The 21,953-nt window shown below is 51.7% G+C and carries 19 protein-coding genes; 13 read left to right on the forward strand and 6 right to left on the reverse strand.

The genetic code is table 11. From position 1 onward, the window contains the following. Nucleotides 1–98: 98 nt before the first annotated feature. Entirely contained in the window at nucleotides 99–1,571 is a 1,473-nt protein-coding gene (locus FNL37_RS01290) for an alpha/beta fold hydrolase (protein ID WP_159354865.1), read from the reverse strand. Between the two features lie 393 nt (nucleotides 1,572–1,964). On the opposite strand from FNL37_RS01290, the gene FNL37_RS13935 reads away from it, so the two are divergent. Continuing rightward, nucleotides 1,965–2,321: a PEP-CTERM sorting domain-containing protein gene (locus FNL37_RS13935; RefSeq protein WP_244948170.1), complete on the forward strand. Its 357-nt coding sequence runs from the start codon at nucleotides 1,965–1,967 to the stop codon at nucleotides 2,319–2,321. A gap of 618 nt (nucleotides 2,322–2,939) precedes the next feature. Here the strand turns inward: FNL37_RS13935 and FNL37_RS01300 are convergent. Then, nucleotides 2,940–3,236 (reverse strand): helix-turn-helix domain-containing protein, encoded by a 297-nt coding sequence (locus FNL37_RS01300; RefSeq protein ID WP_159354866.1) that lies wholly within the window; start codon nucleotides 3,234–3,236, stop codon nucleotides 2,940–2,942. 191 nt (nucleotides 3,237–3,427) lie between these two features. Here FNL37_RS01300 and FNL37_RS01305 point away from each other — a divergent pair, with 191 nt between their 5' ends. Further along, the gene (locus tag FNL37_RS01305; protein ID WP_159354867.1) at nucleotides 3,428–4,111 is read left to right on the forward strand and encodes a LuxR family transcriptional regulator; all 684 of its coding nucleotides are present in this window, start codon (nucleotides 3,428–3,430) and stop codon (nucleotides 4,109–4,111) included. 24 nt (nucleotides 4,112–4,135) lie between these two features. Here FNL37_RS01305 and FNL37_RS01310 read toward each other — a convergent pair whose 3' ends face one another. Further along, nucleotides 4,136–5,365 carry a M20 aminoacylase family protein gene (locus FNL37_RS01310; protein ID WP_244948171.1) on the reverse strand — a complete coding sequence of 410 codons (1,230 nt, stop codon included), beginning with the start codon at nucleotides 5,363–5,365 and terminating at the stop codon, nucleotides 4,136–4,138. Then, on the reverse strand, nucleotides 5,362–6,387 hold the full coding sequence (locus FNL37_RS01315) for an isopenicillin N synthase family dioxygenase (RefSeq protein WP_159354868.1): 1,026 nt from the start codon (nucleotides 6,385–6,387) through the stop codon (nucleotides 5,362–5,364). The genes FNL37_RS01310 and FNL37_RS01315 overlap by 4 nt, the downstream gene beginning before the upstream one ends. A 209-nt stretch (nucleotides 6,388–6,596) precedes the next feature. On the opposite strand from FNL37_RS01315, the gene FNL37_RS01320 reads away from it, so the two are divergent. From FNL37_RS01320 to FNL37_RS01370, 11 genes are all read left to right on the forward strand, one after another. Beyond that, nucleotides 6,597–7,427 carry a HalD/BesD family halogenase gene (locus FNL37_RS01320; protein ID WP_159354869.1) on the forward strand — a complete coding sequence of 277 codons (831 nt, stop codon included), beginning with the start codon at nucleotides 6,597–6,599 and terminating at the stop codon, nucleotides 7,425–7,427. 30 nt (nucleotides 7,428–7,457) lie between these two features. Next, nucleotides 7,458–7,997 (forward strand): GNAT family N-acetyltransferase, encoded by a 540-nt coding sequence (locus FNL37_RS01325; RefSeq protein WP_159354870.1) that lies wholly within the window; start codon nucleotides 7,458–7,460, stop codon nucleotides 7,995–7,997. An 8-nt stretch (nucleotides 7,998–8,005) separates the two neighbouring features. Next, nucleotides 8,006–9,232 (forward strand): hypothetical protein, encoded by a 1,227-nt coding sequence (locus FNL37_RS01330; protein WP_159354871.1) that lies wholly within the window; start codon nucleotides 8,006–8,008, stop codon nucleotides 9,230–9,232. Nucleotides 9,233–9,234: 2 nt separating this feature from the next. Beyond that, nucleotides 9,235–10,494 (forward strand): NAD(P)-binding domain-containing protein, encoded by a 1,260-nt coding sequence (locus tag FNL37_RS01335; RefSeq protein WP_159354872.1) that lies wholly within the window; start codon nucleotides 9,235–9,237, stop codon nucleotides 10,492–10,494. Then, nucleotides 10,491–11,465 (forward strand): DMT family transporter, encoded by a 975-nt coding sequence (locus FNL37_RS01340; RefSeq protein ID WP_159354873.1) that lies wholly within the window; start codon nucleotides 10,491–10,493, stop codon nucleotides 11,463–11,465. Before FNL37_RS01335 ends, FNL37_RS01340 begins: the two co-directional genes overlap by 4 nt. Next, complete coding sequence (locus FNL37_RS01345) at nucleotides 11,458–12,114, forward strand: pyridoxamine 5'-phosphate oxidase family protein (protein ID WP_159354874.1); 657 nt, start codon at nucleotides 11,458–11,460, stop codon at nucleotides 12,112–12,114. The genes FNL37_RS01340 and FNL37_RS01345 overlap by 8 nt, the downstream gene beginning before the upstream one ends. Nucleotides 12,115–12,177: 63 nt before the next feature. Further along, complete coding sequence (locus FNL37_RS01350) at nucleotides 12,178–13,113, forward strand: sterol desaturase family protein (RefSeq protein WP_159354875.1); 936 nt, start codon at nucleotides 12,178–12,180, stop codon at nucleotides 13,111–13,113. Between the two features lie 61 nt (nucleotides 13,114–13,174). After that, complete coding sequence (locus FNL37_RS01355; RefSeq protein WP_244948274.1) at nucleotides 13,175–14,104, forward strand: ABC transporter permease; 930 nt, start codon at nucleotides 13,175–13,177, stop codon at nucleotides 14,102–14,104. A 40-nt stretch (nucleotides 14,105–14,144) separates the two neighbouring features. Next, nucleotides 14,145–15,143 (forward strand): sugar ABC transporter substrate-binding protein, encoded by a 999-nt coding sequence (locus FNL37_RS01360; protein WP_159354877.1) that lies wholly within the window; start codon nucleotides 14,145–14,147, stop codon nucleotides 15,141–15,143. Nucleotides 15,144–15,207: 64 nt separating this feature from the next. Further along, nucleotides 15,208–17,748, forward strand: coding sequence for an ATP-binding cassette domain-containing protein (locus FNL37_RS01365; protein WP_159354878.1), 2,541 nt, complete (start codon nucleotides 15,208–15,210; stop codon nucleotides 17,746–17,748). 115 nt (nucleotides 17,749–17,863) lie between these two features. Continuing rightward, entirely contained in the window at nucleotides 17,864–18,682 is an 819-nt protein-coding gene (locus tag FNL37_RS01370) for an IclR family transcriptional regulator (protein ID WP_159354879.1), read from the forward strand. A gap of 218 nt (nucleotides 18,683–18,900) precedes the next feature. Here the strand turns inward: FNL37_RS01370 and FNL37_RS01375 are convergent, their stop codons facing one another. Both FNL37_RS01375 and FNL37_RS01380 read right to left on the reverse strand, forming a co-directional pair. Continuing rightward, a complete protein-coding gene (locus FNL37_RS01375) occupies nucleotides 18,901–19,620 on the reverse strand; it encodes a TSCPD domain-containing protein (protein ID WP_013443335.1) in 720 nt (239 codons plus the stop codon). 69 nt (nucleotides 19,621–19,689) lie between these two features. Further along, nucleotides 19,690–21,834: an adenosylcobalamin-dependent ribonucleoside-diphosphate reductase gene (locus FNL37_RS01380; protein ID WP_013443334.1), complete on the reverse strand. Its 2,145-nt coding sequence runs from the start codon at nucleotides 21,832–21,834 to the stop codon at nucleotides 19,690–19,692. Between the last annotated feature and the right edge of the window lie 119 nt (nucleotides 21,835–21,953).

Raw genomic sequence — 21,953 nt, forward strand, 5'->3', positions numbered from 1 at the left:
AGCCGGGTAGCGGTTTCAGCAGGAACAAGGCTTGGCGCCGAGTGGTGTGTTGATCATCATCCGACTGGAATAAGCAGTCGGATGATCCAGGCTTCGCTTTATTTACTGCGCTCAGGTAAGGCCGGGTCCCGGCGCGTGGGCACTGGCGCGTGATTAGCACGAGGCAGATTGATTAAAGAGCTACTGACCACTTCGACAATAAAGGCGCGCATGGTGGGGTTCCAGATGTCATTGTGTCCCGCCATTACCCCTGCCGATGTGCGGATGTTCAGGATGGGCGTGCCGACCGGGACTTTGCCTTCCTCATAGCTGCCTTTGGGTAGAAACGGCTTGCCATCAATGTTGGTGCAGTCATTGGGGTTGTCGCATCGTGTCAGCAATATCGGTTTTGCCACCAGATCATCCGGCAGGCCCTGCTTGATTTGCATTTTCCTAATTTCATCAAAGCAATATTTATTGGCTGGCAAACCCACATTCACGGCATTTCTATCAATGGGTTCCGCGGCGGCTTGGTCCTTGCATTCCTGGCCAGCCTTGAGCGTGACCAGGCTATGCGTAATAAAAGGCACGTAATGCCCGACTGCGGTTGTATTCAGGGCGCGCTCCTCCGCGGAGTGGTAATCCCAGAATAAGGTGGAGAGCGTGCGGCCGGCTTTGAACAAATGGCGTGTTGGCGTATCGGCCTCAGAGGTCACTATCATCAGCATCGGGCGCGTGCTTTGCTGATATTCTTCTTTCGACCAGGCAATATCGAGCAGGGGCTTTAACTTCATGGCTTCAAATGCAGGATTAATCAATACCACCATATCGCCTATCGGATGCAATGGCTGATCTGAGGAGAGCTTTTCAACAAAGTGATGATGCAGGGTTGAATAGGTAACAGCTCCACCAAAACTGTGCCCGATAATCACCAGCCGCGATTTCCCCGCCCGCTTGGAGTCATACCGAAACTCATCTAGCTTAACGAATAATTCCTGCAATCCACCATCGCCCACGGCATGCGCTACATTCTTTCTATCCCAGAAGGTGAAGTTGTTCAGGTATTCCACGTTGATCGACTCGCCCCGCCAACCCACATAAATCCCGACCACTGGTCTGGCCTTGCTTCCGTAGACTTTTTTCTCCAGTGTCGCGATTTCAGACAAGGTGTCATTTGCAAAAGACAGCAGATTGCCATCCTGCTTACCCGCGTTGTGATGCCAGCCATGCGTGAAGACCACGATGAGGGGCGGTCCTTCTTCCGCATCCTTGAGCGCAAGTTGCGCCATTAAGTCTTCTAATTGTCGACGATTGAAAAGGTTGCCATATTCGTCAAACTCCACCACGCCCAGATAGTAATTGCTATCGGCGGGTGAAATTGTCTGGGCATCTGTGTGCGGCGTGGTGGGTTTGGGGAATCCTTCATCCCCGGGCTTTAAAAGCTTGTGGCTGATCTGGCTGGGACAACTCACGCCATTGGCAGCATAGTTTTCTTTCTGATCACACTTCACCGTCCAATAAGGGTCCGCGGGCGCGCAAGCTGTCATTATCAGTATATAAGCCACAACAAATACTGTTTTCAGATAACGCATATTCCCCCCTTGAACTATCCTTTGATGCAGTTACAGGTTGAAAAGTCATATTGGCATCACGCTTCAAGATGCAATGGGAGTAACAGCAGGATTAGTCTCATGGCACCACACTCAGCGCCATAACCTCCAAGTTTCTACATGGGGTCACGCAGAAAGCGCAATCACGTTGTAAGCCTTGTGCTTATGAACCCTGAGATCCACTCCTGTCGGCCTGGCAAAGACAGCAATTGCACAAATTAGACTGTTATTGCCTGCGCCCGCTTGCATACTTCTGTCATATAAACTTAGTATACTGACTTCGGCGCTGATGCGTTGTCAGTTGCTCCAGCTATAGGTACCCATCTTGTATCCTCTCTGAGCTTTAGTAGTTTGGTTACATCAGCATTTACAGGCATGGTCGGTGTCGCTGATGTTAGTGATTGGGCATTTAAAACGGGCTCTGTCACGCTAACGCCAAGCAATTCCACACTAGTTTATGGGCTATTTACTTTTAATAATGGGCAATTGACCAATGTTTTTACAGCGTTCTCACAAGATCACGCATTGCCTCTGTGGGTAGACTTAACTCTCAGCTATAGCAATATTTTTATTACTGCAACAGATAGTGACATCGGAATAACCAAGTCAGGGCTTAATGGTGCCTGGATATCTTCTCAGGTTTCTGCCGTCCCCGAACCATTTCCATATGCCATGCTTATAGCTGGTCTTGCTTTGGTAGGATTTACTGCTCGACGTAAGATTGATTTATAGCTAAAACCACCTGATTCCGGCTCTGGTGAGCATTTGGCTAGTGCAAGAATCCAGTGCCATAATTATAAAGGGCCTAAAAGGCCCTTTTTCATTTTCGGTCTCTCTCAAATTGATCAATTTGATTGTATTGAATATTGTGCAGGGGAATTTTTTATAGTGAGCATAGTATCCAGATTAGTCCAAAATTTTGGATGGACGCCAGTTGGCAAGCAGCTTGAATTTGAGATACTTGAAGCCAGCTCGCATACATTAGTTGGCGAGCATTTTAATTGCAAAATTTCTACCCTTTACTCCAATGAACTAGCTCGCATTCACTTAGAAGAACCCATTAGATTATTTGATAATGATTTATGGACTATAGATGCATTTTCCAGGCACTCGGGATATGATTTTTATCATATGGTTTTTGGTCATATAGCCATCGATATATCCACTGGCTGCGGTGAGGGCGGAGATAGTAGGTTTGCTTCTGGGCTCATCCGTATAAATAGGCGCTTGGCCATTTAGAATGGCGTCCATCTCATTTCCCAGTTAATTTGGATTACAGCAGAATTTGAGAGAAAGAGCCCGTGTGGGTTAGAGCAAAAGTTGCAATTTTCTCAAAACACCAAAATTTAACTATTCCGAGCTTTCGTGTTCTTCAGATATAAGTTTTTCCGGTACATGATAATTCATAGCACAATAACCAAGTTTTGCGATAGCAGTACCTAGTCTATATCTACCATCTTCATTATTCCGCCTAATCCATTCCATGGTGATCAGCATGCCTATTACCCTATGTATGGTAGGGCGGGGCAGGCCAGTGCTGTTCACGATTTCGACTAATGTACTGCCTTTATTTGAGCCACTAGCAATCGCGCTGAGCAGGATATGGGCTCTCTTCAGGCTTCCTGTAGTGGTTTCTATATTAGCCATTGATTAGGTCTTACATCAGGTAATAGTGTCCGATAATCGGACACATAAATGATGGCATCGTATTGACCGGCAGTTGCAACTGATTATCATCTAAGCCTTTCGAGGCATAAAAATACATTGCAAATCCCCTAATGGTGGCAACAGATCAAAGTAGATGAATGTTATTCAGCCAATACGCTAGTCTGTTTGAAATGAATACCTTGGACGCTTGGGCCAGCACCGTGTTTAGCCTCGCCCAAAGCTATGGCTTTGATAAATGCCTGTATTCTGTTTTAAACAATAAACACGAAGCCATGGAAAATGCTTTTATTAAGAGCAACTATTCCCCTGCTTGGCATAAAACATATGATGAAAAGCATCTTGCCTTGGTCGATCCCACTGTACATCACTGCCTGACCAGTAATCTGCCACTAATTTGGGAAGACAAATCCTTCAGCGGAGCAGCTCAGAAGGAGTTATATGAGACTGCCAAGCAATATGGATTATGCTCTGGGCTAGTTTTTCCTATCCATGGAGCGCGTGGCGAGTTTGGAATGATGAGTTTTGTGGCACCCAAAGCCAAATTAGCCAAAAGCAATAAAGAGTTCCAGCAAGTAGTACAAACATTATCTATACTGAAAGACCATGTTTTTGAATCATCTCTAAAATTTATTCCTAATAAGACAAGTGCTAAGCCTGTATGCTTGACTACGCGCGAAACGGAAGTGTTGAAATGGTCGACTGCCGGTAAATCCAGCTGGGAGATATCCAAAATACTAAATTGTTCCGAATCGACAGTAAACTTTCATCTTCTGAACGTGCGTCATAAATTCGATGTCAGCACTACACAATTAGCTGTGATCAAGGCTATTCAACAGGGCATCATCCATGTCTGAAGCAATTCCCATTTTTTGGGGATTTCATTTTTCTTGGGAGCAAAACTCCTCGGCTAATGCGACCCAGTAACGACTACCTAGCGGTATAAGTGCATCGTTAAAGTCGTAGCTCGCATTATGTAATGACGCCGACCCCAGACCATGCCCTGACGCACGATGTTCACCATTACCATTGCCAATAAAGGCATAGCAACCCGGTACCAGTCGTAGCATCGTAGAGAAATCTTCTGCTCCCATGGTCGGTTCGACTTGAGTGTCCACGTTTCCTGCCCCCGCCACCTTTCTCATAACCTTGCCAGCAAGCTCGGTTTGTACTTCATCATTAATGGTAGCGCCCGATTGACGTATGAAGTCGAACTCTGCCCTGCAGCCATGGGCTTCTGCAGTCAATATGCTGATGCTGCGCATGCGCGCTTCTATCATGTCCAATACCTTGTCGCTGAAAGTGCGAACCGTTCCGCCTATGCTAGCGGTGTCTGGAATGACATTAAAGCTGGTTCCTGCTTGTAACTGGGTTATGGAAAGCACCGCATTATCGATGGGACGTTTATTACGTGTGATTACTGCCTGCAAGCCTGAGACAATCTGGGTAGCCGCGAATATAGGATCGTTACCAAGATGCGGCAGTGCGGCGTGAGTTCCCTTGCCAGTAATGCGAATTCTGAATTCGTTACAAGATGCCATAATGGGCCCAGGACAAGTTGCAAAATCTCCGGTTTTCAAACCAGGCCAATTGTGAAGTGCAAAAATGGCATCGCAAGGAAAGCGGTCAAAAAGACCATCGGCTATCATCGCTTCTGCACCCGAGCCCCCTTCCTCTGCAGGTTGAAAGATAAGATTAACTTTGCCATAGAAGTTGCGGCTAGCGGCGAGTGTTTTTGCCGCAGAAAGCAGCATGGCCACATGGCCATCGTGTCCGCAGGCATGCATCTTCCCAGGGTTTCGCGAACGGTGTGCAAACTGATTATCTTCTTCTATCTTGAGTGCATCCATGTCTGCGCGAAGCCCAATGCGCTTGCCTCCATCCCGGCCATGAATCACGCCTACAACTCCAGTGCCTCCAATTCCGCAATGTACCTCTATGCCCCACGAGCGTAGTTTTTCGGCAATTAATTGACTGGTATTGATCTCCTCAAATCCAATTTCTGGCCATGCATGTAGTGATCGCCGTATTACGCTGAAGTCTTCTTGACCAATCGTGTCTGATTCAACTGAGTCGATCATGCATGATGCTAGTGTTGGAGTATTCATCATGAACTTTCATAAGTCGCACATGCAGGATAAATGCCTTGGTAGTTGCGATAGGCATAAGGGCCGTATTCGATAGCAGGATATTCTTTGCCCGCTAGCCCCTTCACTGTATTCACCGGTTTAATCAGGGTATGGTAGTTAGGCTGGAAGAAGAATGGCAGTGAAATGCGCGGCTTGCCGGTAAGTACGCGATGCTTTGTGGCAATGTAGGTATCCCTCGACCAGTATTGCAACATGTCACCGATATTGCAGATATAAGCGCCAGGGATTACCGGGGTATCGAACCACGTATCGTTCTTGCCCAGCACCTGCAGCCCCGGGCTATTGGCTAATAAAATGGTGAGGCAGCCATAATCGGTGTGTGCGCCGCAATTATGATCGCCCACCTGTATACCTTGCATCCTCTGTTCCAGCTCAGGCATTTGCCCCGACATGCGGTCGACATCGCGCGATACGGGGTAATTAACGGTGCGAAACTGCCAGAAAGAGCGGTCATCGAAAGCATTCCTGAAGTAGTCGGGGTCGAGATCGAGGCTGATGGCAATACCTCGCATTAAGTCGAAACCCAGCTTGTTCATCTCGTCTATATAAGCATTGATCGCCTCTCGGTATCCGGCTATTTGCGGCCAGATATTAGGCCCATGCATGGGTTTCTTCTGCGCTACTTCCATACTGTCGGGTGCGAAATCCACACTGAATTCCATGAGTTCGTACGAGTTGCGCTTGCCATCTGCAAGTTCTGATAGGACTGGCGAATATCCACGAAAACATTGACTGTGTCTTTCCATGGAATACCGCAGTTTTTCCTGGAGAGGCAGGTTAAAAAACTGGCTGGAAAAATCAAATGTCTGTTGTATCAGGTCATCGGTGATGCCATGATTTTTGATATAGAAAAACCCTACCTCTCTGCATGCTTCGCCTAGCTGAGTAGCGACTGCCTGCACGGCTTGAGAGTCTCCATTGCGCAATCCTTCGATGTCTATGATAGGAATCTGAAGTTGCGCGAATAGCTCATCATCCATCATCGTCCCCACTTGTGTGATTAACGTATCTTAGGAAATCGAACCCCCTTTGCAACCTGATAAATCTGCTAGGTTCGCCTCCACCTCCAGCTTCATATAATCCGTCTCACTCAGTTCTGTAAGTTTCTTCTGTTTGCCTTGCAGACTAAGAACCGCATGTTTTTGCTACACGCCATTCCAGACAAACGATCCAAGTTTCAAAGGGGCAAGTCGTGCAAAATACCTCAGCCATACTAAGTCAAACCAATCCATTAGTTAGCCCGAGCAGGTGGACAGACATCCATGACCTCATCACTTTTAAGATATTCGATCACGATGCGTTACTCGATGTGCGCGAGCAGTTTGCCAGTTCCGGCTATGTAAAACTGCCCACATTTCTTGATCAGCAGGCTTTAACTGTATTCCGCGAAGAAATGGAGCAGGTTGAAGAAGTCGCCATACGCAAGAAATTCGAGATGCCTGGCTATTTGTCACCGCGCAGATTGTCGGTGGCGGGCGGCAGCCTTATAAGGCACCACTCCCCATTGCTTTATAGTCTTTATCACCATTCTGCGTTGCGCAAATGCATCGAAACTATTGTCGGACGGCCCATATATACCTGCACACACCCTGAAGAATATATGGTGGCAAATTTCCTGCATAACAGCGGTGATACGCATGGGTGGCATCTGGATGACCCTGCCTATGCGCTGATTATCTTTGCCGAGACGCCACAGGAAGGTGGGGGTGGGGAGGTCGAATTCATTGCCAATTGGACCGACTTGTGCCGTCGCAAGCAGCGAAGTCCGGATAAGGACATCCTGGATTTGGTGGAGTGGGCAGATGCTAATGGCTTGGTAGACAGGCATAACCATCAGTCGGGCGACGCCTACCTTTTGCGCGCAGACAAGAATCTGCATCGCGTTTCGCCACTGAAGAACATTGGAGATAGGCGCTCTGTCGTCAATCTTGCATTTCAGTCCATGGCCTGCGTCGATTATGGGAATACCGCGGATTTGCTTTACGGTATGCCTGTAACCGCAGCGCCTATTGTTACCGATTAGTTCTATTTCCACCAAGGAGTTGAGGTGCGTATGAACCCAATAAGCGAATCCCATATGGCGGCAAGTAGTAAACACGAAGCGAATCCCCAGACACTTGCGGGCGATGAGCAAACAGACGCGCAAGCTATTCAGTGGCGGCTGTTAGCGTTCAATGAGTTATCCAATCACGATCTGTATGCCTTATTGGCTCTGCGTGAAAGCATATTTATTGTCGAGCAGGATGTTCCTTATACGGACATTGATGGAAAAGACCTGCACTGCACTCACTTGCTGGGCTGCCTGGATGGGGAGCTTGTCGCCTACATGCGCATTCTGCCAGTCGGACTTTTTGAAGCCGGTTTTTTCAGCATGGGCCGCGTGGTATTGAGGCAGGATTTACGCAGCACCGGTATTGGGCATGAGTTGGTAAGGCGTGGCATGGAGCACCTTGACTCAATACGGAGCAATGTTCCGGTCAAGATATCTTCGCAGTTGTACCTGAAAAATTTCTATTCACGCTTTGGTTTTGTTGCGGTCGGCGAAATGTATATTGAGGACAGGATCCCGCATATCGCCATGGTGAGACGATAGGAGCGGCCATGAAAGTTAACTTCAAGATTTCCATGCTGCTCCGCTATAAGTCCCAGCTGTATTCGATGCTGGCCTGGTTATTTCCGCTGTCCATGCTGCTGGCATACCAGGCTGTGCCGCTCTGGTTACCGTTAGCATATGCAGTGATTGTCATCGTGTTAAGCAGACATTTTTCCGCCTATGTTAAGGGAATGCTGGCGATTGAAGACCGGATTAACTTGAAGTTGGGCCTGGTCACGCCTGCCAGAATCTGCCGGGTGCCACTGCATGTTCCCGTAGTGGGCATTCTCTATGGGGCAATGGTCGTGTTGAGCCAGTCCTCGTTTTCTGCCCAAGCCTGTCTTCTGTATATTGCCGGGTCTACCGGTATTCAATCATGGGCAATCACTGCGGCTTATCGTGGCTGGGGGGATCGTGTATCGAATTCCTTGCTGGCGTTCCTGCTTGTGTCCGGGTCAATGAGTGCCAGCGTGCTATACCCGGGTGCGTGGAGCCTTGTATACCTCGGTGTGGCTGCCTTGTGCCTGCATCTCGCTTTGGGTGCGCTCTCAGATATGCGTACCTGGCTACATCCTAAAAAAGGCGTAGGTGTCTTCTTCGGCACCTTCAATCCGGTGCATAAGACGCATATCAAAATATTGCAAGAGGCCATCTCCGACAGGGGTTTAAGCAAGGTATACCTGCATCCCACCACGGTACCCAAACTGCACAGGCTCGCGCTCAGTCATGGCGAAATCGCCATGACTGAAGAGGAGGGTATGCGGGTTTATCACAAGACCGAACTTGCAGATAAAAATAAAAACTACTTTCCAACGGGCCGTAAATTCTATCCCTACGAGGTGCGGCACCAGCTTTTGCGAGCCGGCGTCAGCGATGCGGGGCTGGAGGAGATAGTAGAAGTGCTGGACTGGCCCGATGTATATGACAGTCGGGGATTTTTTGGCGTGATTGCCGAGATAAGGCGCTCCCTGCCTGCCGGTACTCCCATACACGGCATTCATGGCAGTGATCTCGGGGGCATATGGGTCAGGAATATCTTCGAGATCGCTGGCGGTATTTATCCCTATCCTGTTATTCGTTCCGATTGCATTTCGGCGACTGCCATACGAGAGGGCGCGGTGGGTTACACCACGCCGACCATAGAAGCGTTTCTGGCTGCCTCCAGGGCAGGCACAGACTTCATATTCCCTACGGGATATGTGTTCAAGAACAACAGTCGCAATCACTGGAGATAGCAATGAATACAACCACTGAAGTCACTATTGTCGGCGCTGGACCATACGGCCTTTCCATCGCTGCTCACCTGCGCCACATGAATGTGAACTTCCGGATTATTGGCAGCCCCATGCATACCTGGCGTACGCATATGCCCAAGGGAATGCATCTTAAGTCTGCCGGCTTATCCGCGACCTTGTTTGATCCTGAACACAGCTTCACGCTCAAACAATATTGCCGGCAAAACAACATCCCGTATGAAGATGAAGGCTTGCCTATTTCACTGGAGTTATTCACCCAATACGGCATGGCATTCCAGCGGCGCTTTGCTCCTAACCTGGAAGAGACCAAATTACAGTGCTTGCGGAAGCAGGGTGATATGTTCGAGCTGGTTTTAGAAAATGGGTCAACGTTCCTGTCGCGCAAGGTGATATTGGCCGTGGGCATTGATTATTTCAGGTACCTGCCGCAGCCTTTGGATGGCCTGGACAAAAGCCATTACTCGCACAGCGCCGAGCATCATGACCTGGAGAAGTTCAGGGGCAAGGAGGTCGTGGTCATCGGCAGCGGCTCTTCCGCCATAGACATGGCAGTCTTGCTGCATGAGATCGAGGCCAAGCCTATCTTGGTAGCGCGACGGCAGGCACTGAATTTCGGACAGAAAGAGGGGCGGGTACGTACACGGCTGAGCCGCTTAGTGGCTCCCATGTCCGGATTGGGCCCGGGCTGGAAAAACCTGTTTTGCGCAGCGATGCCGGGCTTGTTCCGCTATCTGCCGGCGAATTTCCGTGTCAGGGTGGTCAAGGAATTTCTTGGGCCGTCGGGAGGCTGGTTCATCAAGCCGCGTATGAAGGATATCCCCATCCTTCTCGGGTATAAGCTGCTATCGGCAAAATCTGTGCAAGGCAAAGCCGAGTTGCAGTTTATCGATGTTAAAGGCGAACAGCACAGCATCCAGGTCGAGCATGTGATCGCCGCTACCGGATACAAGGCGCAGGTCAACACTATCCGTTTCCTCGCTCCGGAAATCGAGCTGGCAATCCAGCTGATAGATAAGACCCCCAGGTTATCGGCCAATTTCGAATCTTCGGTGCCCGGTCTTTATTTTGCCGGCCCGTCCACTGCGAATACTTTTGGCCCAGTGATGCGATTCGCTCTCGGGGCTGGGTTTGCCTCACGCACAATCTCCAGGCATCTGCATCGGGTTTTGCGCCAGCATCCGACAGGTGGGCAAGATACGCCTGTGCGTCAATCGATTGCTACCAGCCAATACCAGCGATGATCAGGATAGCCTCTAATTTTGCAAAATGGCTATGGCACAGCCCGATTGTTCTCTTGATGTATACCGCGAGCATATGGGGTTGTAACGCGGTAGCTGCCAGGCTCGCCGCGGGCAATATTTCGCCTATGTGCCTGGTATTGCTCAGGTGGCTGATCGTATGTTCCATCCTGTTTGCCTGCATGCACGGTACCCTTGGAAAAATCCTGCCGATGATGCGAATGTCATGGCGAAGGTTTATCTGGATGGGCTTCGCCGGATTCACCGGCTTCAGTGCCCTGTTTTATCTTGCTGCCTACAAGACCACTGCAGTCAACATCACCTTGTTGCAGACCTCGATGCCGCCCATGGTGATGCTGGGCGCTTTGTTGTTCTATAAAGAGGAAGTGACTGGATGGAGGCTCGCAGGCATGCTGCTGGCTCTGGCTGGCATGGTGTTAATCGCCACCCGCGGCGACATGCAGACACTGGCCACCATGAATTTCAATATCGGCGATATAGCGATCATCGCTGCCTGCATCCTCTACGCGGGATATACCTTATCGCTGAGAAGCAGACCCTCCATTCCTGCGCTTCAGTTTTTTTTCGGACTGTCATTGTCGGCATTGGCCTCGGCATTGCCGCTGGCAATCGGTGAGATAGCTGCAGGCTATGCCTACTGGCCCAGTGTTACTGGGTGGTGGGTGCTGCTGTTTGTGGCGTTCGGGCCGACATTGACGGCCCAGCTTGCCTATATGCGAGGCGTGGACTTGATTGGCCCGTCACGCGCAAGTCTCTTCCCATGCCTGGTGCCGGCGCTGGGAGCGCTTTGTGCCGTCCTGACGCTGGGGGAGTCATTCCATCTTTACCACGGCATCGCTCTTGGGATGGGGCTAACCGGAGTTTATCTGGGACAAGCCGGCCCTGGCTTTTTCAGGCCCATGCGCTGGCCTTTCAATATGACCAGGCTTGAAAAGGGGAATCATCGTGGATGAGTTTTATGGCAAACAGCATCGTGCATTTCAGCAGCAATTCGAGACAGTGAAACTTGCCAATGCTGTTCATAACAACATTGTCAGCCATGAGATAGACGCCAGGCACAAGGACTTCATAGAAAGCCGCGACATGTTCTTCCTGAGCACCATCGATCATCGAGGATATCCCACCTGCTCGTACAAGGGCGGGCATGCCGGCTTCATCAAAGCGCTTGATCAGAATACCCTGGCTTTTCCAAGCTACGACGGCAACGGCATGTTCCTGTCCATGGGCAATATCAGCCTGAATAGCAAGGTTGGCATGCTGCTGGTGGACATCGAGACACCGCATCGCATACGTATCCACGGTAACGCCAGCGTCAGTCGCGATGATCCATTGCTGGCGCAATTCGCCGGAGCCGAACTGGTGGTAAGAGTCAAGGTGCTGGAAATATTTGTTAACTGTTCGCGCTATATCCATCAATACCAGAAACTTGCCGATTCGCGCTATGTGCCTGTGCAAGGAAAGAGCACGCCGCTACCCCAGTGGAAGCGCATAGATGGGTTGCAGGAAGCGTTGCCATCGCGCGACCAGCATATTGCACAAAGCCTGGGCGGTACCATCACGCCGGAGGAATACGAATATATGGTGAGTCAGGGGCAAGCCTGAGCGATAGGCTTGCAGGGAACGGGTAAGACATTACATGGCTGCGGTATTTATAAGGTAGACGTTATGACTGAAATTCAAGAAAGCTTACGCACGCTTGCACATATATCTGTATATGTCACATGGATCATCTTCTCACTCGCGGTAGTGGAGGCGGTAGTACTCAAATATGTTTTGAAACAGGAGTATGACCTCGCTGGGGCGGCATGTTCTTTTTCGCTGAAGATTGTACGTGTGTTCTCGCAGTCCATTCCTCTGCTAGTCACTGTGCCTGTGGGCTACTGGTTGAGCAGGCATCCGGTTGTGGACTTATCCAACTATGGAGCAATATCCTATCTATTGTTATTTATCGGGTATGAGTTCGGCTTTTATTTCAGGCATAGATTCGCACACCAGACACGCTGGTTCTGGATCAGCCATCAAGTACATCATTCGGCGAATCATCTCAATCTATCGGTCGCTTTCCGTGTCTCGGTAGGGGAGATACTCATGGGTGCAATGCTGTTCCATGTCATCCCCTTGAGCCTGCTTGGATTCGACCCCATCACCATCCTCGGCGCGGCCGCCATAGGTGGGGCTATTGCTTTATGGAATCATTCCACCTGGATAGGAAAGCTGGGCCCGCTGGAAGGAATATTGAGCACGCCATCGGCACATCGTGTACACCATGCGCGAAACCCGGAATACATCGGCGAAAAGGAGGGTGCCAATTTCGGTGCGCTTACCGTGATTTTTGACAGGATATTCGGAACCTATATGCCGGAGCGCGACGATATCAAGATTGAATACGGTCTGGTAGAGCCGATACGCAGCAATAATCCTGTCACTATCAGTTTTCATTTATTTAAAAAGGCCTGGGTGGATTTGCGGCAGGCCAGAAGTATTGCCGAAGTGGTCAGCTATCTGACCAGCAAGCCCAGTGACCCGTGGCCGCCTGTACGCACTGACGGTGTGCGCTACAATAAGACCACCTTCATAGAGGACAATCAGCTGGGTCGCTAATCGACATGCTATCCATACTGACATGCATATCTTAGGATCATTTAAGCAGGAAAGCTTGGTAGTGCTGATCGCGGTGATTCTGGCACTCTCTTTCAGCCTTAGTCTCGATGGCTATGCCAGTTGGGGCAATGCCATAGCGCTGATGCGTAGCATGGCGATATTGGGTGTGTTTGCCCTTGGCATGATCATCGTCATCATTGGTCGTGGCATCGACTTGTCGCAGATTGCCATCGGTATGGTGTCGGCCGCCATTTCCGTCAAGCTGCTGGTGGCCGGCATGACTCTGCCGCTTGCACTGCTGGCCGGATTGGTGGCAGCGATGGCGATGGGTTCGATCAATGCGGCGCTGATCCATGCACTGGCGATCCCTCCGCTATTCACTACCCTGACCAGCGTCTTCGTGTTTGTCGGGCTGGCCCGCGTCAGTATCCTGCCTTCCATGATCATTAACCTGCCATCGCAGCAAACGGGCCTGGTTGCGGTGGGGCAGAACTGGCATGGCGTGCCTATCCCGGTCATGGTATTCGGCGCGTGTGCACTGCTGACGCATCTATTCCTGCATGCAACAACGATGGGCCGCTTCATCTATGCCTATGGGGACAATGCCGAGACCGCCAGGCTCTCTGGCATGCCGGTCACCGCCATCGTGATTACCCAATATGTACTGTGCGCGTTGTTGGGGTTCGTGGCCGGTCTCCTGATGGTATCCACGACGGCGATGGTGGATCTTAAGACAGTCAATTCCACCATGATCTTCGACGTTATCCTGGTGGTGGTCATTGGCGGAGGCAGCCTTGCTGGCGCACGTGGAGGGGTAGCCAGCGTCCTGGCCGGCCTGCTGCTGATAGGTGTGCTGCTCAACGGAATGACGCTGATGGATGTCAATGCGCAACTGCAGAATATCATCAAGGGTGGCGTATTGCTGACGGTCATTATGGTGGATCACTGGCTCCACCCGTACGACGAGGAAGATGCCAGGCAAAGTGTTTAATCAGAAAAGCTGAGGACTCAAAATGAACGCGACAATAAAAATGACAATAAAAACAGGCATATCGGTACTGGCTCTGGCCATAGGTGCAACCGCCAGCCCGATGGTCATGGCGGACAACAACCCACGCGCACAGATGCGCCTGGATTTCGACCAGGAGGTAAAAGGCAAGACTGTCGCCTGGGTGCCCATCACGCTAGGAAATCCCATAGGCGATATGTGGACTGCCGTTATGCGCGAGAACTTCGCCAAGTATGGTATCAAGTTCCTTGTGCGCGATCCCAATTTCAGCAGCAGTGCGCAACTGCAGGCGGTTACCAGCCTAATCAACCAGAAACCTGACGTACTTATTGTGCAGAATGCCAATGTATCCCTGCTGACCAAGGAGTTAAGGCGCGCCATGGATAACGGCATATACGTGATACAGGTCAATCTGCTGTCCAACCAGGCGTCTGATGCCTATGTCGGGGTGGATTATGTCGATGTAGGCAGGCAGATAGCTACCGATATCGTGGCAGAGTGCGGGGGTGGCAAGAGTTCAGGAAAAGTGGCGCTGGTGCAGGGTGAGGTAACCGCCACCGACAGCATAGACCAGATGAAAGGCGCCATGGAGGTATTCAACAAGGATAAATCTATCAAAGTAGTCTCCACACAGGCGGCCAAATGGGATAGCAGCAAGGCCAATGCATTGACTGCGACCACCCTGCAGCAGCATCCGGATCTGTGTGCTACTTATGGGTTCTGGGGCACCATGCAGCAGGGTGCGGCACAGGCAGTCAAGACGGCAGGGCTACAGGGCAAGGTCAAGGTATACGCTTCCAGCGACGGTCCGCGTGCGGATTGCGACCTTGTGGAACAGAAGCTGTTCCACAAGATATTATCGTTTCGTGCCGACGTGCAGGGGGAACAGATATCCAATGCCGTATTGAGCCTGCTGCAGAGCGGTAATAAACCGGGTAGCAAGCGCATTACGCTGCTGTCCAATAACTACTGGGTCAGCGGCAAGAACGAGCGCAACTATTGCTACGACCTCCCCAAGTGAGGCGGGCAGGATGACCGTAACCAGGCTGGGAGTGTTTTGTTAATGGCGGCTAGTGGCAATATGCATGGTATCTAGTACACGGCAACGCTTTCGACGTGTACTAGAAGCAGCCTTACTGCCGGTCGCGGTGGTATTGCTGTTCGCAGGCTTCGCCTATACCGTCCCCGACTATCTGAGCAGCGTGAATCTGCAGCAGCTCATGCGCGATTTCGCCGAGCCTGGCTTGATCGCTCTGGCTTTGACCATCGTGGTGCTCTCAGGAGGGATAGACCTCTCGATAGGCGCCACCTTCGCCATTGCCAATTTTGTTGCCTTATACCTGTTCAAGGTGCATGCCTGCCCACTGGCAGTGACGATCGTGCTCACCGCTCTAAGCGGCTTGCTGATTGGCATGTTCAATGGCGTGCTTGTCGGCTATATGCGCACCCGTCCTTTCCTGACTACGCTGTCGACGCTATTGATCTTGCGCGCCGGTTACGACCTGGCAGCAGATAGCCATGCCGTGCAGCTAGCAGAGGCAATGCATGACAGCGCGGGCTGGGAATTGCTGGGCAGCGGTAATTTTCTGGGTTTGCCCCTAAGCATGTGGGTTTTGATAGCGGTCGCAATACTTGCACATGTATTCATGACGCATACACGCAGCGGTAACCATATCCGTGCCGTTGGGGCCAGCCGCAAGGCAGCCCGTTATGCAGGTATCGCTATCAACCGCAGTCTATGCCTCGCTTATGTAGCGAGTGGCACCATCTCTGCGATAGCCGGATTGCTGTATGCCTCTCGTCAGAACAGTGCCGGATCAGACACAGGCAGCGGCATGGAGCTTGCCGCTATCGCTGCAGTGGTATTGGGCGGTATCAGCCTCAGCGGAGGGCGCGGCAGCGTCTTGCGAGCACTGCTGGGAGCGTTGCTGCTGTTCCTGGTGATGAATGGTTTGCTGCGTATGGATATGTCCGGCAGCATGTCCTCGGCAGTTACCGGGGCGATACTGCTGGGCGCAGTCGCCTTGTCTGGGCGGACGCTAAAGGCGCGGCATGGACAGTCGCATGAAGGGCACGCCTACGGAATTCCACCCGCAGTTCAGTCTGCAACAACAGCCGTGGCTCAAGCATCGACCTTGCTAAACGTGACGGGGTTAAGCAAGACCTACGGTGCCAGTTACGCATTGCGTGAGATAAGCCTGGCTATCAATAGCGCTGAGATCCATGCCCTGATTGGCGAAAACGGGGCTGGTAAGAGTACGCTGTGCAAGATCATCGCGGGGGCAATTTCTCCCACTGCAGGCCAGCTGGAACTGAACGGCCAGCCGCTGGTATTGCACTCCCCCGAAGACGGATTACGTGCAGGAATCGCCATGGTCTATCAGGAAAGCAGCCTGATTTCCAGCATGAGTGTGGCGCAGAACCTGCGTCTGGGTGACGAGCCCTGGTTCGATTGGGGCACGCACAGCCATTATGCTGCCAGGGAGTTGCTGCTCCAGGTGGGTCTGGATATTGATCCTGGCACTGAGGCCGGCGAACTGAGCCTTGCGCAATGCCAGCTTGTGGAGATTGCGCGTGCCATCAATCGAAAGGCCAAACTGCTTATTTTTGACGAACCTACCGCCAGTCTCACCCCGCCGGAGATTGAGCGATTCCTGGCATTGCTGCAAACACTCAAAGCACAGGGGGTGGCCATCATATTCATTACCCATGCGCTGGAAGAGGCGCTGGCATCTGCAGATCGCATCAGCGTTCTGCGCGACGGTGTTTGTGTCGCCGCAGGCCTTCTATCACATACGCTGGATCGCGAAAGCATGGTGCACTTGATGGTAGGGCGTGAACTGCCGACAGGGCCTCGTAGCGATCCGCATATTGCTGGCACTTCAGGCAGCAATCCGGTTGGGCTGCAATTGCGTGGGGTGACGCTGGAGCCTACGTTGAAAGATATCACTGTGACGTTCCTTCCCGGCAAGGTGACGGCATTGGCCGGATTGGTGGGTTCCGGTCGTACGCTACTGGCCAGGCTGGTGGCGGGCAGCTTGAAATCTAATAGCATTTATCGTGGCCAGATGCTGCGTGACGACAGGGAGGTGCGCTATCGCACGCCCAGGCAGGCCATCGCCGACGGTGTGGTCTATGTGACTGAAAATCGCAATATCGATGGTCTGTTCAACACAATGGATGTCGCTGCCAATTTATATCTGGCGCAACTGGCGACGCCGACCGGATGGCGCTTCTGGTATTCACGTACGCAAGCAGAGCAGTTGGCCCGTGAGTGGAGCGCCCGACTGGCGATTGCCGGTTTGCAGTCTGGCAAGCCTCTAAGCTTATATTCCGGGGGCAACCAGCAGAAGGTAACGGTGGCGCGAGCGATGTTGCAGCATCCTGAGGTCATCTTGTTGGATGAGCCCACTCATGGCGTGGATGTAGGCGCAATCGTATTGTTACATCAAGTTATCGATGAACTTGCCGAACAAGGAAGTACAGTGATTGTGGTGTCCTCCTACTTGCCTGAAGTCTTCAGGTTAGCCGATTGCATTGTGGTTATGCGGGAGGGACGGATAACGGCGATCATGGATATCGCAGACGCCACGGAGCAGAGAGTCATGAGCGCTGCAGCGCATTGAGACTATTTATCGCACGCAAAGGGATTAAACGGCAGGAAATTCGCTAGATAGTGGAATGGTTTGGCTACCTGTACCGGTGCTGGATATTGCCATCCAATAGATGGATAATCGCCGCATGTCTAATCCGTCTGCCAAGCCAGAGGTAGCGTTACCGCAAGACCTGCCACCTGGCAGTCTGAATCGTGCCGCGATTTTGCTTCGGGCAATTGCCCAAGGCTCTCGTCGCGGCAGCCTGCTCACCGACTTGGTAGCCAAGACCGCATTGCCTCGTCCAACTATCCACAGAGTTCTGGATATGCTAATAGAACTTGGTTGGGTGGTACGTGATCCCACCACGGCGCGCTTCAATATTGGCGTCAATCTTGCAGCGCTTGGTTATTGTGCCATTAGCCGAAACCCCATAGAGCGCATAGCAGCAAAGCACTTAAGTCAATTGGCAGAAGAGCTGAGTCAGGTAGTGTACCTGGGGGTTCGTTCGGGTATGGACATGGTCTGCATAGGCCGTTACGAAAGTACTTCGCTGATACAGGTCGGAAAGGGGCATGTGGGCTTGCTTGGTCCCTTAGGCTTAAGTCCCAGCTGCATGGCCATCCTTGCCAAATTGCCCGCGGCAGATATCAAACATATCATCCAAACCAATTTAAGTCGCTACCACCGCATTGAAGGTTTTGATGAGACGGGATTTTACGCCGCCGTGGATGAGGCTATCCAAAATGGGTATAGCACCTATGATGGGATTGTTTTGGATCGCACTACTAGTGGGGTAGGCATGGCAATTTGTGACGACAGTGGATATCCAATTGCTGGCATCGGCACAACTTACATCACTGGCTGGCGCAATGAAGCTCAACTTCATGAATGTCTGCAACATATGCGCAACACCGTACGGAAAATTACTTCTGACCTGTTAGGCTACGATTTTCTAAGTTCATAGAATTTATAAACCAGAAGTCGCCAAGCTTGCTGACATTAGTCCTGCTTGGCATACACGACTGTTTTTTAGCTCGTGTTCCTCAAACATATAGGTATGTTTTATCCACCTGGCGGGTTATCTTTCACAAGATATTGTATCTACCATGCAATTTTGCAGTTTATGATTTCCGGAATATGCACGATAAAAAAGCCCGCTTTCGCGGGCTTTTTCACATCACATTAACCGCACTTGCTATCCCCGCAATTGAGGCAGGTCAGGCAACCATCCATGACGATGGCGGCTTTGGTGTTGCATTTGTTGCAGAGCTGCGCACCAGGTGGAAAGCCTTCTTCGTTCTTTGGCTCGTTAGCGTGTTTTTCGAGGTATTCGGCTTTCTTTTCCTCGATCAGTTTTTTCTGGTGCTCGTCCAGGCCGGGTTTTTTCAGCATGCCGATCTGGTAGAAGTGTTGCTCCAGCACTTCGCCGATTTCAGCCACCAGGCTGGGGATGAATTTGCCGCCTTTTTTGAAGTAGCCGCCGCTGGGTTCAAACACGCTGCGTAGCTCTTCAACCAGGAAAGTCACGTCGCCGCCCTTGCGGAACACGGCGGACATCACGCGGGTGAGGGCGACGATCCACTGGAAGTGCTCCATGTTTTTGGAGTTGATGAAGACTTCGAATGGGCGACGGTGTTCCTGTGGGGTGCCTTCGTTCATGATCACGTCGTTAATCGTGATGTAGAGCGCGTGCTCGGTGACCGGGGTCTTGATCTTGTAGGTGTTGCCTACCAGCATTTCCGGACGGCTGAGCGGCTCGCCGAGTTGCACGATCTGGGCCATTTTCTGGGCGGCTTGCTGCTCATGCGCTTCTTGCTGAGCGGCGGCTGCGGCTTCCTTGGCCTTGTCTTCTTCGGTGACTACGCTGTAGCCGGTGATCTTTTTTTCTATTTTGATAGCCATATTGTTCTCCTGTCAGTCGGGCAGGGATCGATATCCCGTGCCCATACCGTAGCGCTTCACGCGCTACGATTAAAACTTGCCGTAGTAACCCTCTTTCAGCGCGTCATACAGATTGGCTGCTGAGTGGATTTCACCGTCGTATTCGATTTCTTCATTGCCTTTGACTTCGACTACCGAGCCGTCATCCAGCGTGAATTTGTACGTGGTGTTTTCGAGGTCTTTTTCGGTGACCAGCACGCCCTGGAAGGCTTCCGGGTTGAAGCGGAAGGTGGTGCAGCCCTTCAGACCTTTTTCGTAGGCGTAGAGGTAGATGTCCTTGAAATCGCCAAAGTCGTAGTCCGTAGGGACGTTGATGGTTTTGGAGATGGAGCTGTCGATCCACTTCTGGGCGGCGGCCTGGATGTCCACGTGTGCCTTGGCACTGATGGTGGAGGAGTCCATGAAGTATTCCGGCAACTGCTCTTCGGGTTTATCCGAGAAAGGCATGGCGCTGGCATTGATCAGCTCGCGGTAGGCCAGCAGTTCATACGAGAATACGTCGACCTTTTCCTTGGACTTCTTGCCTTCGCGGATCACGTTGCGGGCATAGTGGTGAGCGAAGGATGGCTCAATGCCGTTACTGGCGTTGTTAGCCAGACTGAGCGAGATGGTGCCGGTTGGCGCAATCGAGCTGTGGTGCGTAAAGCGCACGCCATTCTTGGCGATCTGCTTGCGCAGCTTGTCGGGGAACTGCTGCATGTAGCGGCTGTAAAGGCCCATCAATACCTTGCCTTTGACCTTGTCGCCCAGCTTGATGCCGTCCTTGACCATTTCCGGACGTTTTGCCAATAGGTCGGCGGTGACCACGAACTCTTCGTCCATGATCGGTGCCGGGCCTTTTTCTTCGGCCAGTTCCACACCGACTTGCCAGCCCACTTCGGCCATGATCTTGGTCACTTCTTCGGTAAAGGTGAGCGATGCATCATCGCCGTATTTCATTTTCAGCATGGTCAGGGTAGAGCCCAGGCCCAGGTAGCCCATGCCGTGGCGGCGCTTGCGCATGATTTCAGCTTGCTGTTGTGGCAGTGGCAGGCCGTTGACTTCCACCACGTTGTCCAGCATGCGGGTGAAGGTCGCGACCACTTCACGATACTCTTCCCAGTCAAACCAGGCTTTGTCCGTGAAAGGCTCACGCACGAACTTGGTCAGGTTGACCGAGCCCAGCAGGCAGGCGCCGTAAGGTGGCAGTGGTTGCTCACCGCAGGGGTTGGTCGCGCGAATGTTTTCGCAGAACCAGTTGTTGTTCATTTCATTGACGCGGTCGATCAGGATGAAACCTGGCTCGGCGAAGTCGTAGGTGGAGGACATGATCACATCCCACAGACGTTGCGCCTTGATGGTCTTGTACACGCGGCAAGCAACTTTGCCGTCAGATTCGCGGGTCAGGTACTTGTTCTTGACGGGCCATTCACGCCATACCACCTGGGTAGGATCTTCCAGATTCAGGCTGTCCTGATTGGCTTCTTTTTCGGTGACAGGAAATGCGAGCTTCCACTCGGCATCCGCCTTTACCGCTTCCATGAATTCCTTGGTGATCAGGGTCGACAGATTGAACTGGCGCAGGCGACCAGCTTCGCGCTTGGCCTTGATGAAGTCAGTGACATCCGGATGCGAAATATCAAAGGTCGCCATTTGCGCGCCACGGCGTCCGCCAGCGCTTGAAACGGTGAAGCACATCTTGTCGTAGATATCCATGAACGACAGCGGGCCGCTGGTGTAAGCGCCAGCACCGGCCACGAATGCACCCTTGGGGCGCAGCGTGGAGAATTCATAGCCAATGCCGCAACCAGCCTTCAGCGTCAGGCCAGCTTCGTGCACTTTTTCCAGAATGCCGTCCATGCTGTCTTCAATAATGCCGGACACGGTGCAGTTGATGGTGCTGGTAGCGGGCTTGTGCTCTTGCGCACCAGCGTTAGAGGTAATACGGCCGGCGGGGATGGCACCGCGACGCAGTGCCCACAGAAAACGCTCATACCAGAAGCTGCGCTTGGCATCGGTTTCTTCAGCATCTGCCAATGCACGGGCAACACGCTTGTAGGTGTCGTCCATGTCCGCATCGATATGATCGCCTTGCTTGGTCTTCAGGCGATATTTCTTGTCCCAGATGTCGAGTGAAACAGGTTGCATGGGGACTTCTTGCGTGGCGTTGTCTGAAGCTTTCACAGCTTTTAGCATGGGGATCCTTCCTTGTGGCGATGCTTGATGGGTTAATCAAGCTGGTTATTTTAGGCCTGGCCTTCTAGGTCTGATTTAAGGCAAGACCACAATATATTGTGCTTTTGTGCAAAATTATG

Origin of the sequence: Methylovorus glucosotrophus (assembly GCF_009858335.1) — a bacterium.
In the GTDB taxonomy this organism is placed as follows: Bacteria; Pseudomonadota; Gammaproteobacteria; order Burkholderiales; family Methylophilaceae; genus Methylovorus; species Methylovorus glucosotrophus.

Bases quoted from the DNA above. Each gene is read 5' to 3' on its own strand.
- FNL37_RS01340 (WP_159354873.1), top strand. From the start codon at position 10,491: ATGATCAGGATAGCCTCTAATTTTGCAAAATGGCTATGGCACAGCCCG.
- FNL37_RS01350 (WP_159354875.1), top strand. From the start codon at position 12,178: ATGACTGAAATTCAAGAAAGCTTACGCACGCTTGCACATATATCTGTA.
- FNL37_RS01290 (WP_159354865.1), bottom strand. From the start codon at position 1,571: ATGCGTTATCTGAAAACAGTATTTGTTGTGGCTTATATACTGATAATG.
- FNL37_RS01335 (WP_159354872.1), top strand. From the start codon at position 9,235: ATGAATACAACCACTGAAGTCACTATTGTCGGCGCTGGACCATACGGC.
- FNL37_RS01380 (WP_013443334.1), bottom strand. From the start codon at position 21,834: ATGCTAAAAGCTGTGAAAGCTTCAGACAACGCCACGCAAGAAGTCCCC.
- FNL37_RS01325 (WP_159354870.1), top strand. From the start codon at position 7,458: ATGAACCCAATAAGCGAATCCCATATGGCGGCAAGTAGTAAACACGAA.
- FNL37_RS01330 (WP_159354871.1), top strand. From the start codon at position 8,006: ATGAAAGTTAACTTCAAGATTTCCATGCTGCTCCGCTATAAGTCCCAG.
- FNL37_RS01365 (WP_159354878.1), top strand. From the start codon at position 15,208: ATGGTATCTAGTACACGGCAACGCTTTCGACGTGTACTAGAAGCAGCC.
- FNL37_RS01370 (WP_159354879.1), top strand. From the start codon at position 17,864: ATGTCTAATCCGTCTGCCAAGCCAGAGGTAGCGTTACCGCAAGACCTG.
- FNL37_RS13935 (WP_244948170.1), top strand. From the start codon at position 1,965: ATGGTCGGTGTCGCTGATGTTAGTGATTGGGCATTTAAAACGGGCTCT.
- FNL37_RS01310 (WP_244948171.1), bottom strand. From the start codon at position 5,365: ATGATGAATACTCCAACACTAGCATCATGCATGATCGACTCAGTTGAA.
- FNL37_RS01315 (WP_159354868.1), bottom strand. From the start codon at position 6,387: ATGATGGATGATGAGCTATTCGCGCAACTTCAGATTCCTATCATAGAC.
- FNL37_RS01375 (WP_013443335.1), bottom strand. From the start codon at position 19,620: ATGGCTATCAAAATAGAAAAAAAGATCACCGGCTACAGCGTAGTCACC.
- FNL37_RS01360 (WP_159354877.1), top strand. From the start codon at position 14,145: ATGACAATAAAAACAGGCATATCGGTACTGGCTCTGGCCATAGGTGCA.
- FNL37_RS01305 (WP_159354867.1), top strand. From the start codon at position 3,428: ATGAATACCTTGGACGCTTGGGCCAGCACCGTGTTTAGCCTCGCCCAA.
- FNL37_RS01300 (WP_159354866.1), bottom strand. From the start codon at position 3,236: ATGGCTAATATAGAAACCACTACAGGAAGCCTGAAGAGAGCCCATATC.